The organism is Klugiella xanthotipulae (assembly GCF_006716695.1).
Classification (GTDB): domain Bacteria; phylum Actinomycetota; class Actinomycetes; order Actinomycetales; family Microbacteriaceae; genus Klugiella; species Klugiella xanthotipulae.
Genome location: NZ_VFPN01000001.1, coordinates 282130 through 298628 on the forward strand (window position 1 = coordinate 282130; position 16499 = coordinate 298628).

Annotated in this window: 14 protein-coding genes; 8 read left to right on the forward strand and 6 right to left on the reverse strand. The window is 63.3% G+C overall.

Annotation, left to right across the window (positions count from 1 at the left end; all coding sequences use genetic code 11):
- Window positions 1-97 precede the first annotated feature (97 nt).
- The 3 genes from yiaA (at window position 98) to FB466_RS01295 (ending at window position 2533) form a co-directional block, all read left to right on the forward strand.
- Window positions 98-586, forward strand: a complete 489-nt coding sequence (yiaA, locus tag FB466_RS01285) for an inner membrane protein YiaA (RefSeq protein ID WP_141915216.1) — start codon at window positions 98-100, stop codon at window positions 584-586.
- Window positions 587-759: 173 nt separating this feature from the next.
- Complete coding sequence (locus tag FB466_RS01290) at window positions 760-1974, forward strand: ferrochelatase (protein ID WP_141915218.1); 1215 nt, start codon at window positions 760-762, stop codon at window positions 1972-1974.
- Between the two features lie 13 nt (window positions 1975-1987).
- Window positions 1988-2533 carry a hypothetical protein gene (locus FB466_RS01295; protein WP_141915220.1) on the forward strand — a complete coding sequence of 182 codons (546 nt, stop codon included), beginning with the start codon at window positions 1988-1990 and terminating at the stop codon, window positions 2531-2533.
- Between the two features lie 107 nt (window positions 2534-2640).
- Here the strand turns inward: FB466_RS01295 and FB466_RS01300 are convergent, their stop codons facing one another.
- The 4 genes from FB466_RS01300 to FB466_RS01315 form a co-directional block, all read right to left on the reverse strand.
- Window positions 2641-3282: a hypothetical protein gene (locus tag FB466_RS01300; protein ID WP_141915222.1), complete on the reverse strand. Its 642-nt coding sequence runs from the start codon at window positions 3280-3282 to the stop codon at window positions 2641-2643.
- Window positions 3283-3421: 139 nt separating this feature from the next.
- A complete protein-coding gene (locus tag FB466_RS01305; RefSeq protein WP_141915224.1) occupies window positions 3422-4309 on the reverse strand; it encodes a DUF4352 domain-containing protein in 888 nt (295 codons plus the stop codon).
- Between the two features lie 86 nt (window positions 4310-4395).
- The gene (locus FB466_RS01310; RefSeq protein ID WP_141915226.1) at window positions 4396-5289 is read right to left on the reverse strand and encodes a DUF4352 domain-containing protein; all 894 of its coding nucleotides are present in this window, start codon (window positions 5287-5289) and stop codon (window positions 4396-4398) included.
- A gap of 204 nt (window positions 5290-5493) precedes the next feature.
- Entirely contained in the window at window positions 5494-6300 is an 807-nt protein-coding gene (locus tag FB466_RS01315) for a carbonic anhydrase (protein WP_141915228.1), read from the reverse strand.
- A 307-nt stretch (window positions 6301-6607) separates the two neighbouring features.
- Here FB466_RS01315 and FB466_RS01320 point away from each other — a divergent pair, with 307 nt between their 5' ends.
- On the forward strand, window positions 6608-8629 hold the full coding sequence (locus tag FB466_RS01320; protein WP_211344733.1) for a CocE/NonD family hydrolase: 2022 nt from the start codon (window positions 6608-6610) through the stop codon (window positions 8627-8629).
- Window positions 8630-9070: 441 nt separating this feature from the next.
- Window positions 9071-10549 carry a DHA2 family efflux MFS transporter permease subunit gene (locus FB466_RS01325; RefSeq protein ID WP_141915231.1) on the forward strand — a complete coding sequence of 493 codons (1479 nt, stop codon included), beginning with the start codon at window positions 9071-9073 and terminating at the stop codon, window positions 10547-10549.
- 98 nt (window positions 10550-10647) lie between these two features.
- Here FB466_RS01325 and FB466_RS01330 read toward each other — a convergent pair whose 3' ends face one another.
- Window positions 10648-11160, reverse strand: coding sequence for a GNAT family N-acetyltransferase (locus FB466_RS01330; protein WP_141915233.1), 513 nt, complete (start codon window positions 11158-11160; stop codon window positions 10648-10650).
- 124 nt (window positions 11161-11284) lie between these two features.
- Here FB466_RS01330 and FB466_RS01335 point away from each other — a divergent pair, with 124 nt between their 5' ends.
- Genes FB466_RS01335 through FB466_RS13575 form a run of 3 tightly spaced genes read left to right on the forward strand, consistent with a single transcriptional unit; the run spans window position 11285 to window position 13711 of the window.
- Window positions 11285-12940: an MDR family MFS transporter gene (locus FB466_RS01335; RefSeq protein WP_425460882.1), complete on the forward strand. Its 1656-nt coding sequence runs from the start codon at window positions 11285-11287 to the stop codon at window positions 12938-12940.
- 10 nt (window positions 12941-12950) lie between these two features.
- Window positions 12951-13430 carry a MarR family winged helix-turn-helix transcriptional regulator gene (locus FB466_RS01340; RefSeq protein ID WP_170205973.1) on the forward strand — a complete coding sequence of 160 codons (480 nt, stop codon included), beginning with the start codon at window positions 12951-12953 and terminating at the stop codon, window positions 13428-13430.
- Between the two features lie 47 nt (window positions 13431-13477).
- Window positions 13478-13711: a GNAT family N-acetyltransferase gene (locus FB466_RS13575; protein WP_211344734.1), complete on the forward strand. Its 234-nt coding sequence runs from the start codon at window positions 13478-13480 to the stop codon at window positions 13709-13711.
- A 180-nt stretch (window positions 13712-13891) separates the two neighbouring features.
- On the opposite strand, the gene FB466_RS01350 is transcribed toward FB466_RS13575, so the two are convergent.
- The gene (locus FB466_RS01350) at window positions 13892-16486 is read right to left on the reverse strand and encodes a helix-turn-helix transcriptional regulator (protein WP_141915237.1); all 2595 of its coding nucleotides are present in this window, start codon (window positions 16484-16486) and stop codon (window positions 13892-13894) included.
- Between the last annotated feature and the right edge of the window lie 13 nt (window positions 16487-16499).

Genomic DNA, 16499 nt, shown 5'->3' on the forward strand with positions numbered 1-16499 from the left:
CATGCGATGGGGAATATTCCGTTACCCGCATTCGCTGCCAGTAGATTACTCAGTAACCCGGCAACAGCGCCGGTCCATCACCGGAGGTACAGCACTCATGACTCGCACCGAGGACATTCAGAAACCCACCCCGGCCTTCATCGGCGCATCCTGGCTCGCTCTTCTCATCGGCCTCTCGACCTACATCATCGGCCTCTTCAACGCCAGTATGGAGCTCAACGAAAAGGGCTACTACTTCACCGTCCTCATGTTTGGTCTCTTTGCAGCAGTGTCGCTGCAAAAATCCGTACGGGACAAAACGGAGGGCATCGCCGTTACCGCCATTTACTACGGCCTCGCCTGGTTCTCCCTCGTGCTGGCGGTTACGCTTCTCTGCATCGGCCTGTGGAATGCCGGCAGCCTTGAGCTGAGCGAGAAGGGCTTCTACGGCATCGCTTTTGTGATGAGCGTCTTTGCCTCCGTCGCCGTGCAGAAGAACGTGCGGGATGTCGCCCGCTACAAACTGGTCACGGAGGCCCCCTACACCGAAGCGCTCCCGCCCTACGTCGCGCCCACCCCCGAGCCCCCCAGAATCCCTTTCTCGTAACGCGCCGGATTCGTCCCATATACGTGGCACACCCTTCCCGCTGTCGCGAGGAAGGGTGTGCTCGCACTGACCCGCCGCCCGTAGCCGAGTCTGGCAACGTCCATGCCCCTTCCCGTTGTGACGGGGAGGGGCATGCTAGCGTGGGAGGCTCAGCCACCACCCACTCTGCCGAAATGGATACCGTTGTGAGCCAAGAATCCACCCCCTCCACCGCACCCGTACCGAGCGCAACCAGCGGCGCGGCCAGCGGCCCCGAACATGTGACGGTTCCGACGCACTACGACGCCATTCTGCTGGCAGGGTTCGGCGGCCCCGAGGGCCAGGACGATGTGATCCCGTTCCTACGCAATGTGACGCGCGGCAAAGGCATCCCGGATGAGCGCCTCGAAGAGGTCGCACACCACTACCGCCACTTCGGCGGGGTGAGCCCCATCAATGACCAAAATCGCGCACTCAAGGCCGCCCTCGACGCGGAGTTAGCCCGGCGTAACATCGACCTCCCCGTGTACTGGGGCAACCGCAACTGGGATCCCTACCTGAAGGATGCCCTGGTAGCGGCGCACAGCAACGGCCACGATACGCTGCTCGCCATTGCCACGAGCGCCTACTCCAGCTTCTCCAGCTGCCGCCAGTACCGGGAAGACTTCGCCAGTGCTCTCGATGCCGCCAACCTCACCGACACCGTGCGCATTGACAAAGTCCGCCAGTTCTTCGATCACCGCGGCTTCATCGAGCCCTTCATTGAGGGGGTGCGTGCCGGGCTCACGAGCCTACTCACGGATATCCCCGACCTCGCGCTCGAGAGCGAGGTGGAGATCCTCTTCTCCACACACTCCATCCCCACAGCGGATGCGCAACTCTCCGGCCCAGCGACACGAGAGTTTGGTCCCGGGGGCGCGTACGAAGACCAGCACCTAGCCGTGTGCCGGGTCATTATGGCGAGTATCCAGGCTGAGTTTCCCACCGCACACCCCATCTCCTGGCAGCTTGTCTACCAGTCACGCAGCGGTCCGGCAAGCCAGCCGTGGCTGGAACCCGACATCAACGATGCTATCGAGACACTCCCCGCGAAGGGCACCCGTGCGGTGTTGATCGTGCCCGTTGGCTTTGTCAGCGACCACATGGAGGTGATGTGGGATCTCGATACCGAGGCCATCGAGACCGCGGAGAAACACGGCCTGACCGCCATCCGAACCCAGACGCCCGGCACCCACCCCGCCTACGTGGCCGGTTTGGTTGACCTGGTACTCGAACGCGTCAACGGCACCCCGGTTGCCGACCGCTCCTCCCTCACCGAGCTCGGCCCCTGGTATGACGTGTGTCGGCCCGGATGCTGCGAAAACCGTCGCCTCGGATTTAAGCCCGCGGTGGCTGGCGTCGCGCCGTAATCGACAGGCCTCGATGCTTTCCCCTCGCGGCTTTCGGCGGCTCATCACTCTCGCGGTCTCCACCGTGGTTGCCCTGACGCTGATGGGATGCGGCCACTACGCCGCTACCTTCACCCCCGCCTCCACTCCACAGCCCACGCAGTCGGATGTGGTGGGCGAGTGGCTACACGCGGCGGATGATGGCAGCGCAGAGGCAACCCTCACGATGAAAGCCGACGGCACCTTCACATTTGACGGTATCCCCTCGGCCGTCTTTGCGGACAACCCACACCCCACCCATGCAGATCTGGAGAACGCCGAGTGGCTGACCTCCGGCGGGGGAAGCTGGTCAATCCCCACACGGGATCCGCAGACCTTCCCCACCATCGACACAACCATCACGACCATCACAACCATCACAACCATCACAACCATCACGACCGATACCGCGGGCGGACCGCAGTGGAACCTCAACTCACACCGATTGCGGATGACGAGCATGCTGTTCTCCCCCGTTGAACTGGTTTTCGAGATCGGCGACCCCGATCAGGTGGTTTGGTTCCGCTTCGTGCGGGCGTAACGGTACACCCCACGGAACTGGTGACCAGTAACCTCTCTCTGGTGCGCGCCGCCTGGCGGGGCAACTGGCGATGGCATTCCACACGTCGGTCGCCCCGGACGGAAGTCTTAGCGTTTCGCCGCCGAGGATTCCTCGGCGGCACGCCGCTTATGCGCGGATTGCCGCTCCAGCTTGGCCAGATCTTTCTCGATCAGGTAGGTGATGCGGTCGTCGCGGCGATGCCAGTAGCTTTCATCTCGCACTCGTCGCTTCTGCTCGTTCACCAGCATGATCTCGAAGGATCGACTGATTTCTAGCCAGGCATCCTGGCGAGCCTTTTCAGCCGTCGCACGCACATACCCCTCATCGTCACGCAGCCGGGTGAGTTCCGCGGACAGAAGCTCATAAACTTCCTGGCGGCGAACGTTGAGGACCTGCTGGGTGGCGCGGTTCTCATCTCGCCGCATCCAGACCGTGCGTTTGCGGGGCTTCGTGGCGGCGTCCGCGGAGATGCGTTCAGCGTCCTCGTGTTTCTCGGTGGCAAGAGATTTTAGCTCGGCACGCACGGCGTCCATCACGGTCGCCTCATTGTAGGACAGCTGATCGCCCATGGCGTTGATAATGATGAAGTTCTTGGCGACCATGCGCACGGAGACCTCGGCGATCATCACCCCCTGGCGGACCACCTCGGCGATCGGCGCGGGTTCCGTGGTCGAGGCATCGCTCGACTGCTCGGCGTCTTCTGCGCGACGTCTGCGGAACCATGCCATAACTACCCTCACTTCTGAGCGTCGAAAACCTCACACACGATCCGAGATCCTACGTAGCAGGGAGCTTCGCAACCATCGCAAAGTGCACGGTCTCAGCCTACTCGACCCCACCGACAGCCCCGAATCGACGCCGCCACCGCTACCTGAGAACGATCCGCACGCTCCGCAGGGAACTAATCCCGTCACCCAGTTCAACCGCGTCCAGCGCGCTACCGGCCGGAACATCGAAGTAGGCAACGCCGTCAACGCTCAGACCCGGTTTCACCTGTGAGAGCAACAGGTCCCCGCCCACATCGCCCAGGGTCGAGATGGACCGATACTCGTTCGCACCGATAAACCCGAACTGAGAGTCGAGCCAAATTATTACGGCACTCGACGAACCGTTCACGGCGGTGAACGATACCGTGCAGAACTCGCCCGCGGGCAGCTGTTCCGTATCAAAAACGGTCCGGGCGGACGTGATCCCGCACTCACTCCCCGTCACGGTAAACGTGACGCCGGTCGTGGTGCTGGCGGGCTCGCCAATCCCCACCTCATCCGGGTTGGTGGGGGCCGCAGCCGATGGCACCTCGGTTGGCTCCTGCGTGGGGGTGGACGCCTCGCCGGTTATCGTGGGCCGAGCGGTCGAGGTGGTGTCTGACCCGGCACGCAGCAGCCCGGAGGAGACAGCAATCATGGCGCACAAGATGAGGGTGCCAACGATGCTCACACTGAGCGCAGTCAGCGACACTCCCCTCTTGGTGTGGTTTTTTTGAGCAAGAGCCACAATGGACAGAAGCAAGGCCGGGATCAGCACCACCCAGGCCAGCACCGTCAGGACCGGGATACACGCGGCCACAGCCCCGATAACCGCAACCACGAGAGCGACGAAGCCAAGCGAGCTGCTGCGCGGCGGGTCCGGGGTGGGCGGCATCAGACCATAGCCACCGGGTGCGCCGTAGGGCGGGTGGGCACCGCCTGGCGGCACAGGAGGCTGTCCGTACGGCCCGCCGGCGGAGGGCTGGGGGTTCTGCGGCGGGTACGACACAAGTACACATCCCTAACGATCGACGAAGCGAACAGTGGCGGCTCGCAGCCCTCCCGGGATGCGAGCCGCCACCTAGTGGGTACAGCCTACTTCAGTGAGAAGGTGACACCCGTCCCCAGACCGAGGTTGGTGTTGAGGCGAACAGAGTCCAGCGTGCTGCCAGCGGGAACATCGAAGTACATCACCGAATCAACCGACAGGCCGGGGTTCAGGGTGGTGAGCATACTGTCCGTACCAAACGTGCTGATCAAGCCGTCGGGATAGTACTCGGTGCTCCCCACCATGCCGGCAATGACGCTCGTCGCCAAACTCACGGAATCATTCGATCCGTTTTTAACGGTGAATTCCACCGTGCAGAATTCGCCCTGAGCGGGCTGCTCCATATCGAACATGTCGGTGGCGGAGGTGATCCCGCACTCAGTATCGGTCACGGTAAAGGCCACCCCATCACTCATGGTGGCGGTGTCCCCCAGAGAGAACTCCTTACCGGACTCTTGCTGCGACAGGCTACTTCCGCCCGCATCTTCAATTGCGCTACTCACCCCAGCCCCCAGGATGACGATACTCACGATGGCGATGATAATCGACATGATAATCCCCAGAACGCTCGTAATGAGCGCAGCAATGGCGAGACCCTTTTTCTTGTTCTTTTGCACCAGCGCAATGATCGCAAGAACCAGGCCGGGCACCAGCAGGAACCAGGAAAGATACGCCACGAACGGGATACACGCCGCCACAAAACCAACGCCAGCCACAATGATCGCGACAAGCCCCAAAGTGTTCTTACCAGCGGGTCCACCCTGCGGCGATACCGGCACGTAACCGCCCTGTCCGGGTGGCGGGTACGAACCGCCGGGACCCGGGTACTGGCCGGTGGGAGGCGGGTACATGCCCCCTGGACTGGGGTACTGACCAGCGGGCGGAACCGGCTCGGAAGGACCGCCAGCGGGCGGGCCGGGGTTTTCAGGAAATTGAGACATGGGTATTTTCCTCAGTAGTGGGTCACGAATCGTGCGTTAATATTCAGCGTACTGTTCGGTCTGGAAAAAATTCCATCGCCGCAGCAACCCGTGACCAATAAGTAATCAAATTTCTACACCTCACGAAAAACCAGGAGAATTCGCCGCGGCGGGGGGTGTATGCGTGGGGGCGGAGGCCAACCCGGCATCCGCCCCCAGACGCGGCTACAGGGCCGGCGTTTCGGTTTCTTCGCGGTCGTTCACGTCCTGGGTGGGGCGGTGGTTACTCGGGAAGATCTCCTGGAAAGCTGCCAGCTGGTCAGCCGAGATCTCTCCGACAGTCTCAAACACGTTCCAGCGCACACCCTCGGTGCACGGCGGGGTCGTGAGGGACCCCTCATACTGCACAACCTCCGAGCCAGCGGGCAGGAGATCGGCGGGGTTGATCTCTTCACTCAGCTTCACCAGGTTCTCCTCCTCGGTCACCTCGGTGGGCATCGAATCGAAGAGTTCGGTGAGCGTGGAGTTGGCGGCACCCGTGTTGAAGAGCACGCCGAGAACGGCGATCTGACCATCCTCACTCTTGTTCACGAGGTGCAGTTCAAGGTCGCTGCTCTCACCGTTAATGGTGTGCTCGCTCGTGGTGTGCAGGTGAAACTGCTGCAAGAAGTACTTCGTGCCCTCGAGGACAACATAGTTGTGTGTCAGGTCCTCGGGCACGGCCTCAATAGTGTGGCCGTTGTTCTCGACCTCAAACGCAGTGGCCTGGTAGTGCACCTCGGGAGCACCGGTCGGGGTAGCGACGAGCGCGTCTTTCTCAATATCAATGGGCGACTGAGCCGCGCTCGTGCTGCAGGTGTCGGCGACGGCTCCCCAGTGGTCGGGACCGTCATCACCCGTGTAGGACCAGCTGGCCGCGGAAGCCGAACTGGCGGGTGCCGTTGTGGGGGTAGCCGAATCGGTGGTGGCACATCCGCTGAGGATAAGGGCCAGGGCCGAGACGGCCAGAATCGGCACTACATTGTTCTTCACTTTTTCTCCGTAGAGTTATGAGCCCAAACACGGGGAACTCTGGAGACATTATTCGACGGTTTGGGCACGGGGCAGATGGCCGCGGTGGCGGCCAGAGTTGATGGTAGTTCATCGACTAACCATTTAAAAAATCGACCATCCCCGGACCAGTAAACTCACAGGATCACATCGTGTTCGCCACCCAAACACCTGATCAAAGATTAATTTCATATATCGAGGGATGAAAAATGCGTCAATTTCCGTGAGTGTGGAAGACTAATGCATAATGTCAACTCCAGCACTCCACCCAGCGCCGCAATCAATTCACGTGCTTCGGCAGGTACGTATCCCCTTGCGCGACGGCAACTCACTCTCGGCCCGCATCTGGCTGCCCGCCTCGTCGGGCGAGCGTCCCGTTCCCGCGGTGCTGGAGTACATCCCCCATCGCAAGGCCGATATGACGGCCGCCCGCGACGATACGATCCACCCGGTCTTCGCCCGATCCGGCTATGCCTCGGTACGGGTTGATACCCGCGGTGCCGGCGACTCCGACGGGGTCATGGATGACGAGTACGCGGCCCGCGAACTGGCCGACGGCCTTGAGGTACTGACCTGGATCGCCGCCCAGTGGTGGTGTGACGGCGGCGTCGGCATCATCGGCACCTCCTGGGGCGGTCTCAACGGCCTCCAGCTCGCCGCCCTGCGCCCACCGGAGCTGCGGGCCGTCATCACAGTGTGCTCCACGGATGACCGCTACCGCGATGCCCACTACAACGGTGGTGTGATTATCGGCTCCGAGCTGCTCTCCGAGGCAGCAACCATGCTTGCCCATAACGCCCGCCCACAGGACCCCCGGGTGGTGGGCGCGAGCTGGCGTGACAACTGGTTTGACCGGCTCAATAACTCCCCCGTCTCCTCGGAGATCTGGCTCGGCCACCAGCGCCGGGATGCCTACTGGAAGCACGGCTCTGTGGCCGAAAATTTCAGCGCCATCCAGGTACCCGTGCTCGCGGTGAGTGGCCTCTACGACCAGTACCGCAGCACGCTCTTCACCCTGTTGAATAACCTCGATATTCCCACGCAGGCCATCCTCGGCCCCTGGGCTCACAGCTATCCACATCAGGCCGCGCCGGGCCCGGCCATCGATTTTCTCCCCGAAGCTGTGCGCTGGTGGGATCGCTGGATGAAGGACGCCGACAACGGCGTCGAGAAACAGCCCGACCTGCGCGTATACATGCCCACGGGCGTGCGCCCCGGCCTCGACGTGAACGCGCGCCCCGGCCGATGGGTGGCAGAACCCGTGTGGCCGAGCCCCTCCGTCACCGAGGTGAGCTACTCCTCCGCCTACGCGGTACGCGCCGGTAGCACGCGCCTGTCCAGCACCGAACTTATCGGGGTGGCCGCCGGTAGCTGGCAGAAACGCGGCGATGCGGCCAGCCAGCCCGTTGACCAGCGCGAGGATGACGCCCGGTCGTTCACCGTCACCTGGCCCGAGGTGGACGAGGCACTGGAGATCGTGGGCGATATCGCCGTGACACTGACGGTATCCGCCGACCAACCGCACGGGATCCTGGCCGTACGGCTCAACGACGTGGCCCCCGATGGCTCGTCGCGCCTGGTCACCCACGGGCTCTTCAACCTCACGCACCGTGACAGCCACGAGCATCCGCTATCTCTGATCCCCGGCCAGACGGTGAGCGTCACGGTACCGCTGCTCGCGAGCGCACACCGCTTTGAGCCGGGACACCGGTTCCGCGTCTCCGTTTCGGCGAACTACTGGCCATTAGCCTGGCCCTCCCCCTCGCAAACAAGCGTCACGCTTGACCCCGCATCCATCACCCTGACGCTGCCCACGCGCGCCGACACCGACGACACCTACGAGCAGACCGAGTTTACGACCCCGACCCCCAGCCCCCGCAGCGCCATCCGGTTATTCCCGGAGGAGACGACCCGCACGGTCGTCCGCGATATGGTGGCCGGCACGCAGGACATCATCATCAACTCGGAGACTGACCAACACGATGAGGTCGATGGGCTGCACTACTACGCGTGGGCGCAGGATCGCTACCTCATCACCGAGGGCATCGCGACCTCGGCTGTGGCCGAGTGTCGGCGGGTGGAGCACTACCGCCGCAGCGGCCTACCCGGCGGCGCGGCACCGCTCGCGTCGAATACGGTGCGCACGGTTGAGCGGCTGGCCGACGACTGGGATGTGAAGATCGTCACCTTCAGCCGGATGTCCGGCGACGCCTCCTCGTTTTTCCTCACCAACCAGGTCACCGCGTTTGAGGGCTCACAAGAGATCTTCTCGCGCAACTGGTCCGCAACGATCCCGCGCGACCACACCTAGCCACTGGCGCATCCCCCCCCCCCCCCCCGCCACGCCCACGCCACCACGGGTGACTTTTCCTCACACATCGACGATTATTTCCTCGTATTCTGATCAAAACTCCCCCAAACTGGCCGGACTCCTGGGTGCCGACCCCAGCCTTCACGCAGGTGAGAGGATTCTTGTCACGGGGCTTGCGACTGACCGCACGACGTCGGCTAGACCCGCCACCGAGAGAAAAACATATGCACAGCTAACTACCCTCACGCATCCATCGGTCTCGATTTTGACGGAATCACCGTGGTTCGGAATAGTTTGTGATCGCCTCGGGGTTATACCTGTCACCGAAAGTGGCACCGGTGTGCCGACACCCGCAACACAACCTTCCAGCCGCGTCGATCTCCCCCATCGACCCACACCATCCATCCCGCATCCCGCATCCCGCACTGTCAAGGACACACCATGACGAACACACCCACTACCGGCACAGCTGAGGCGGCCCCGCCCGAGAGCGATGACCGGCTGTCCCCACGGGATCGCCTGGTCATCACAATCCTGCTGATCTCAGCCTTTGTGGTCATCCTCAACGAGACAATCATGGGCGTGGCACTGCCACAGCTCATGAAAGACCTCGGCATCACGGCCAGCACCGGCCAGTGGCTAACCACCGCCTTCCTGCTCACGATGGCCGTCGTGATCCCCATCACGGGTCTACTGCTGCAACGCTTTAAGACGCGCCCGGTCTTCATGACCGCCATGATCCTCTTCAGCACCGGCACACTCGTGTCGGCGATGTCGCTGGGATTTCCGATGCTGCTCATCGGTCGTGTCATCCAGGCGAGCGGAACCGCCATTATGATGCCGCTGCTCATGACCACCGTGATGACCCTGGTAGCCCCCGCCTCCCGCGGCCGTATCATGGGGACAATCTCGATCGTGATCTCGGTGGCCCCCGCCCTTGGGCCCACGATCTCGGGAATCATCCTCAACGCACTCAATTGGCGCTGGCTATTCTGGCTCGTGCTGCCAATCGCAATCGCGGCGCTGCTCTTTGGCGCGCTGCGTATCCCCAATGTGACGGAAACGCGACTGGTGCGGGTGGATATCCTCTCGGTGGTCCTCTCGGCGTTGGCCTTTGGTGGCCTGGTCTACGGGCTCAGCACCATCGGCGCGGCGGCCAACGGTGGCGCGGCGATGTCCCCGTGGATTCCGCTGGCGATCGGCTCGGTCGCCATGGTGATCTTCCTGCTGCGGCAGACGCGGCTACAGAAGACCGACGAGGCGCTGCTTGACCTGCGCACGTTCTCCTCCTCCACATTCTCCCTGTCGGTGGGGATGATGGCGCTCAGCATGATCGGCCTGTTTGGCACCATCATTCTGCTGCCCATCTACATGCAGACCGTACTTCAGCTGGAACCAATCACCACGGGACTACTCCTGCTACCCGGTGGGCTCATTATGGGCCTGCTCGGACCGGTGGTGGGGCGGATCTATGACAAGCACGGGCCACGGGTTCTGCTGATCCCCGGCTCCATCGTGGTGAGTACCGTGCTGTGGTGCATGACAATGCTCACTGAGAACACACCGTTTATGTGGATTCTGGCCGCCCACGTCAGCCTGAGCATCGGTCTCGCGCTCATGTTTACACCGCTGTTCACGGCCGGTCTCGGCTCGGTCAAACCCGCTTTTTACTCCTACGGCAGCGCCATCATCGGCACCGCACAGCAGGTGGCTGGGGCGGCGGGGACTGCGCTGTTTATCACCGTCATGTCGGTGCAGACGGCGGCACTCGTTGCGAAGGGGCAGGACGTGATTCCGGCGACGGCGGGGGGCATCCACGCGGCGTTTGTCTGCGGGGCAATCCTCTCGCTGCTGCCCGTCGTGGGGTCGTTCTTTGTGCGCAAGCCCGAGGATGACCAGGAGGCGGTACCGGCGCACTAGCGCCCCGGGCCTCTCCGGGTGACTTTTCCTCACACTTCGACGATTATTTCCTCGTTTCCTGGCCATAACTCCCCCGAGGGAGGTGTGGGGACGAGGACCTAAACGTTCATCGACATTTCGATCTCGCTGCGCTCCAGGTTGAGCGGGTAGGGCTCGCTGTGGCCGGTTCGGGTGAATCCCTGTCGCTCGTAGAAGGCAATGGCCCGCGCGTTGTCTTCGTGCACGAGCAGTTTCAGCACGGCCACATCGGGGCGATCCTGCGCCCACTCGACGACGCGGTCGAGCATCCGGTCGGCCACATCGCTGCCCCGATAACCGGCGTTCAGGTAGACACTCACGAGGTGGGCGACCCCTGGCGAGGACAGATAAGCACTCATGGTGCCCACCCACACGGGGGTATTGCCGCTCGCGTCAACCCCGGCGAGGCCCAGCGTGGTGGGACCGTTGGCGCGCCAGGCCCGAAACTTCCAGGCTTCATCGTTAAGACCGAGGGCGTGCTCCCGGGTTTCGAGATAGGCAATGGGAGTATCGCCCAGCATTTCCAGGCGAAGGGTGCGGTATTCGTCCCAGTCGTCGGGCGTGATCGGAACAATCATGACGTCACTGACCATGGGCAGCAACTCTACCGGATTTAGTATGCACACAAAACAAGTTGACAGAAGTCAACTAGATACATATAGTTGACTTCTGTCAACAATTGGTGCGCCGACGCGCCCCCCCTCACACTGGAGAACGATGACCCGCGATAATACGCACGAAACCGCCGCCACACCGGCGACCCCCCGAGACCACTCCGTCGCGATGACCCACAAGCAGGTCCTCCAGGCCCTCTCCGGCCTCCTGCTCGGGATGCTCGTCGCAATCCTGTCGGGAACGGTCGTCTCGACCTCCCTGCCCGTCATCATCTCGGACCTGGGCGGTAACCAAAACGCCTTCACCTGGGTGGTCACCTCCACTCTGCTTGCCACCACCGTGAGTACCCCCATCTGGGGAAAACTCGCCGACCTGATGAGCCGCAAGCTCCTTGTGCAAATCGCGCTGGTCATCTTTGTCTTCGGCTCTTGCCTGGCCGGACTCTCGCAGGACACCACCTGGTTGATCGTCTTCCGGGTGTTCCAGGGCCTCGGGGCCGGCGGCCTGACCGCGCTCGTTCAGGTGGTTCTGGCCGACATCATCAGCCCCCGCGACCGCGGCAAATACATGGGCCTGCTCGGCGGCGTGATGGCCGTGGGTACCGTGGGCGGCCCACTGCTCGGCGGGTTCATCACCGACGGAATCGGCTGGCGGTGGAACTTCTTCATCGGGACCCCGATCGCCGTGGCCGCGATCATCCTCATCCAGCTCACGCTGCACCTGCCCGACCGTCGCCGCACGGTGACCATCGACTACATGGGGGCCGCGCTTATTGCCGGCGGCATTTCGCTCCTGCTCATCTGGATCTCGCTCGCGGGTAACCAATTCGAGTGGATGTCCTGGGAGACCCTCCTGATGGCCGGTGGATCACTCGTTCTGCTCGTCGCGGCCGTGCTCGTCGAGCTACACGTCGAGGAGCCCATCCTGCCGATGTCACTGTTCCGCAACAAGACGTTTGTCTACGGCGTCATCGCTTCCATCTCGGTGGGGGTCGCGATGTTTGGCACCTCGGTGTTCCTGAGCCAGTACATGCAGCTGGCCCGCGGAGCGACGCCCACCCAATCGGGTCTGCTCACACTGCCCATGGTACTGGGCACCTTCATTGCCTCGACCGTGATCGGCACACTCATTAGCCGCACGGGCACATGGAAGCCGTTTATGATTACCGGTTCCGTCCTGATGACCGTCGGCCTGGCCTTCATGAGCACCATCCGCTACGACACCAACTACGCGCTCGTCTCCGTGTACATGGCGACCCTGGGCCTCGGCGTGGGTATGGTGATGCAGAACCTCGTTCTGGTGGTGCAGAACAGCGTGCCCCCGCAGAACCTTGGCGTAGCCAGCTCGGGTGTGGCCTTCTTCCGCAGCCTGGGCGGCACGATTGGTGTCTCGGTGATGGGCGCGATGCTCGCCAGCAAGGTCTCGGAGTTAATCACGGATGGCGTGGTCAAGCTGGGCATTGACCCGACCACCTCCGGGCTCAGCGGGGGCAGTATCCCCCACGTTTCGGAGCTGCCGGGGCCCATTCGCACCGTGGTGGAGTCGGCCTACGGGGTGGCGGTGGGAGATGTCTTCCTGATGGCCCTCCCCCTCGCCGTGCTGACCATCGTGATGGTCATCCTGCTGCCGAACGCCACGCTGGGAACCAAAACGGCCGTACAACAGCTCGCGGAGAAGGGCAAGCCGGAGGCCGCAGCGGCTGAGATAGGCGTTGATGCCGAGGCCACGATTGAGACCGAGGCCGTCCGGGGCCGTTAGGATGAGGGGCGTGACGCGAGACACACCACACCCGGCCGGGCACCCCCCCGAGGGAGACCCGGCCCGCGTGGAGGTGGCGCGCGGCGTGGGCGAAGAACTTGCCCACCTGCTCGCGAGCACCCGCACCCTCTCCCAGCGCGGAGCGTCTCTCGTGCACCCCCACCTACAACCGGCCGGTCTCACCGTGCTGCGCTGGGTGGCGGCGAATGAACCAGCCCAGGCTGGCCAGGTCGCCGCCACCCTCGACATGGACAAGAGCGCGGTCAGCCGCCAGCTGCGCGCGCTACGCGATTTCGGACTGGTGGAGGGCGAGCCCGACCCGGAGGACGGACGCGCGATGCTCCTGCGGCTCACCCCCGCGGGCCGTACCCAGCTGGATAAGCTGCGCGTACTGAGCCGCGAAAAATTCTACAGCCGCCTCGATGGCTGGTCCCTCGAGGATATGGAGGCGCTCCGCCGTTACCTGGAACGGCTCAACCGCGGCACGTAGCATGGCGACGCTATCGCCGCGGCGGATGTCAGGGCTACACTGCTACGATGACAGCCCTCGTCACACTCCACGGCAGCGTGAGCCTGCGGAACTGGACCGATGCCGATCTCGCACCGTTTGCGGCACTCAACGCCGACCCCGAGGTGATGGCGTATTTTCCGGGAACGCTGAACCGCGAGCAGAGTGACGCGCTGGCCCGGTGCCTGGGGCCGTGGTCTGGCCACAGCAGCGGCCCGCGCAACGCTTCCCGTGGGACCGATGCTGCCACCGGAAACAGCTAGGACACAGACCCCACGAGGGTGATGGGGCTGAGCCAGATACCTGGCCGACTCAGTTGGTGTCGCGGCCACTCTCAGCGATCTCAGCACGAGCAGGTGCGTAGGCGCACTGGCAATCACGGGAACGAACCGAGCAAGATCCTGGCACCCGGTGTTACCTCTTGGACAACACCTCACACCTCGCTACGACGCCCCCCGCACCCGGGCAAACGCCACAATATCGTCGCGATCAATCGCCGCGGTCTTCCGCCGAATGTTGTTAATGTGGCTCTCAACCGTGCGCGTGCTCACGACCAGGGCCGCGGCGATCTCGCTGTTACTGAGCCCCCTGGCCACCAGATCAACAATCTCGGTCTCCCGCGGGGTGAACACAACCGAACTCTGCGCCAGGGTGTCCACCTCGGAGGTCGAGCCACCACCCGGTGCCGTCACCGTGCGGATCGCGAGCCGGGCACGGTGCACACCGTCCACATCTCGCCGCTCACGGTAATAACGTGCCGACAGCGCGAAGTAGCGGATGGCCTCGCTCGTAGCCCCCGCCATCTGAAGCGCCTCTGCCGCCTGGTAGATACCGTCGGGATCGGAGAACTGGCTCGCCTGACGGGCGGCCAGGAGGGCCGGGAACAGCGCACCACCCACGCGCTCAGCCGCCGGGGCGAAAGCCTCCGCCACCTCGGGATCGTAGTGGGACAGCAACGAGAGCAACACGGCGATATCGGCGGCAAAGTCGTAACCGCTCGCGCGAGCCTCCTCGGCCACCGCGCGGAACTTGTGGGCCGCAGCGTCACGGTCCTTGTCGGTGAGGGTGGAGGCGGCATCTGCCCAGTCCAACGTGCCGAACGGAACCGATTCACTATCGCCAATGGCCTGGCACGCAAACTCGCGCAGACTATCAAAGCTCGACATACGCCCGGTGCGAAGTGCGCTCACCGACTGACAAATCAGGAGGGCCTTGTCCACGGCGAAGGCTACCGGAATGCTTACGATACCCATCCCCACGACCCGGCCAGCCAGCGTGTAGGCCTCCTCAAACTGGCCGAGTAGGCACAGGCTCAGCGCCCCCACATAGGCGTTACCCACGAGCGCCAGCCGATCTGAGCTCGCAACGGCCTCGTCAACCTTGCGCCGGGCAAAGCGGGCGGCCTCGGCATACTCCCCGACCCCGGCGAGGGCGAGCCCGCGCAGCACGCTCACCTGGTAGTTACGCCAGAGCTGGCCGGTGTCATCCATTCGATCAAGCATGGGTACCGCCTCGCGGGCGCGACCGGACAGGATGTAGGCCGCAGCCAACACTCCGGAGGCCACGGTGCCGTTGAAATCGGGGCGGGTAGAGATCTCCGTCAAATCCTCCACGAAGGTATCCGGCAATCCGTGGGCCTCAATCCCCAGCATGTACATGATCGTGTCGAGCGCATCCTGATACGCGTAATCATCCTCCGCACGCAACGCGGCACGCACCTCGGCCTCAGCCGCGCCCTGGGAGGTGAGCCAACGCGCGTGCAGGTATCGAAAATCGAACTCCTCCAGCGGGGTGTAACCGAGCGTCCAATCGGTGTCGCGAAGCACCATCTCAACAACTTCCGGGTCGTTGTTCCCGGTGAGTTGCGTGTACAGATACTCGATCGCGTTGGCCACGGTGGGGGCGTTTCCCCAGGTAAAGCGGCAGGTCGCGAGGTGAATCGTGTAGTCCTCGGCAAACATATGCGCGTCCAGGGATGACGCGGGGGTTTCGAGCCCCGGCCCTCCGGAGACCCTGGCCTGGAAACGCGAGTTGAGCGCGGCGACCTCCTCAGGAGTGGTCGCGGCGAGTGCGCTGAACATACTTTCGGTGAGCCGATCACGCCGGGGCGTGGGCGGCTGGTGCCGGAAGTAGTCGCGGATACCGGGAGGCGTTACCGAAACAATCGTACGGTCCCCCTTCACCGCGACCTTAATCAGGGCGTTCTCGTGTAGGGCTTCCAGCACGGGCTGAGTAACAAAAGCCCGTGCCGTCGGCAGGGTGACGGTCCCCGCCAGCGACAGCATTTCGAGAGCCTCCTGCAGGTTAATCGGATACCGCTGAAGCAGCGTCTCGTAGGCCCCGTTCATTGCGGGCGACCAGATATCGCCCTCGGCGACCAGCATCGATCCCTCCGTGAAGACCACCCCGCTCCCCATCGCCGCGTCCAATAGCGCGACGGCAAAACCGGGCACCCCCGCGGCGAGCGTATGAATCTGCCCCGTCACAACGGGCGAGATGAGGTTCTGAGCCCGATCCTCCAGCAGCTCGTGGGTAGACTCCAGCGAGAGCTCACCGAGAGAGATATTGACGACGGGATGCGCCAGCTGCATGAGGTCGTCAGCGTGGTGCTCATCGGCCCGGCGAAAACTGGTGGCCAGGATAGCGGTGCCCCTGGTGCGGTGGAGGGCCGAGATCACGGCCCAGGACACGTCATCCAGTTCGTCGGCATCGTCGATGAAGAAGACACCGGGACGCGTGGTGAACATGTCGATGAGCGCCTCGATCACATCGCTCGCCGTGCAGGCGGGGCCGAGCGCCTTACGTACCTGGGTGGGCAACGCCAGCCGTACGGCTTCGAGCGGAAGCGCACGGCCAATACCGTGCACCGTCACGGGGATATGGTCGCGACGCATGATATCAATCACGGCGGTGAGGACGGTGGTGCGCCCCGACCAGCGCGAACCGGTCAGCGAAACGCTCGTGTGCCCGGTAAGCAACTCGACAATGTGCTGGATGAGTGGCATTCGAGCAATCACGGCGGACGTCCTCTCGGTCACGGTGACATCAGGA

What these genes read in the sequence shown, in the direction of transcription:
- FB466_RS01310 (WP_141915226.1), bottom strand. Translation starts at nt 5,289, where the DNA reads ATGTCTCAATTTCCTGAAAACCCCGGCCCGCCCGCTGGCGGTCCTTCC.
- FB466_RS01290 (WP_141915218.1), top strand. Translation starts at nt 760, where the DNA reads ATGGATACCGTTGTGAGCCAAGAATCCACCCCCTCCACCGCACCCGTA.
- FB466_RS13575 (WP_211344734.1), top strand. Translation starts at nt 13,478, where the DNA reads ATGACAGCCCTCGTCACACTCCACGGCAGCGTGAGCCTGCGGAACTGG.
- FB466_RS01335 (WP_425460882.1), top strand. Translation starts at nt 11,285, where the DNA reads ATGACCCGCGATAATACGCACGAAACCGCCGCCACACCGGCGACCCCC.
- FB466_RS01295 (WP_141915220.1), top strand. Translation starts at nt 1,988, where the DNA reads ATGCTTTCCCCTCGCGGCTTTCGGCGGCTCATCACTCTCGCGGTCTCC.
- FB466_RS01300 (WP_141915222.1), bottom strand. Translation starts at nt 3,282, where the DNA reads ATGGCATGGTTCCGCAGACGTCGCGCAGAAGACGCCGAGCAGTCGAGC.
- FB466_RS01325 (WP_141915231.1), top strand. Translation starts at nt 9,071, where the DNA reads ATGACGAACACACCCACTACCGGCACAGCTGAGGCGGCCCCGCCCGAG.
- FB466_RS01330 (WP_141915233.1), bottom strand. Translation starts at nt 11,160, where the DNA reads ATGGTCAGTGACGTCATGATTGTTCCGATCACGCCCGACGACTGGGAC.
- yiaA (WP_141915216.1), top strand. Translation starts at nt 98, where the DNA reads ATGACTCGCACCGAGGACATTCAGAAACCCACCCCGGCCTTCATCGGC.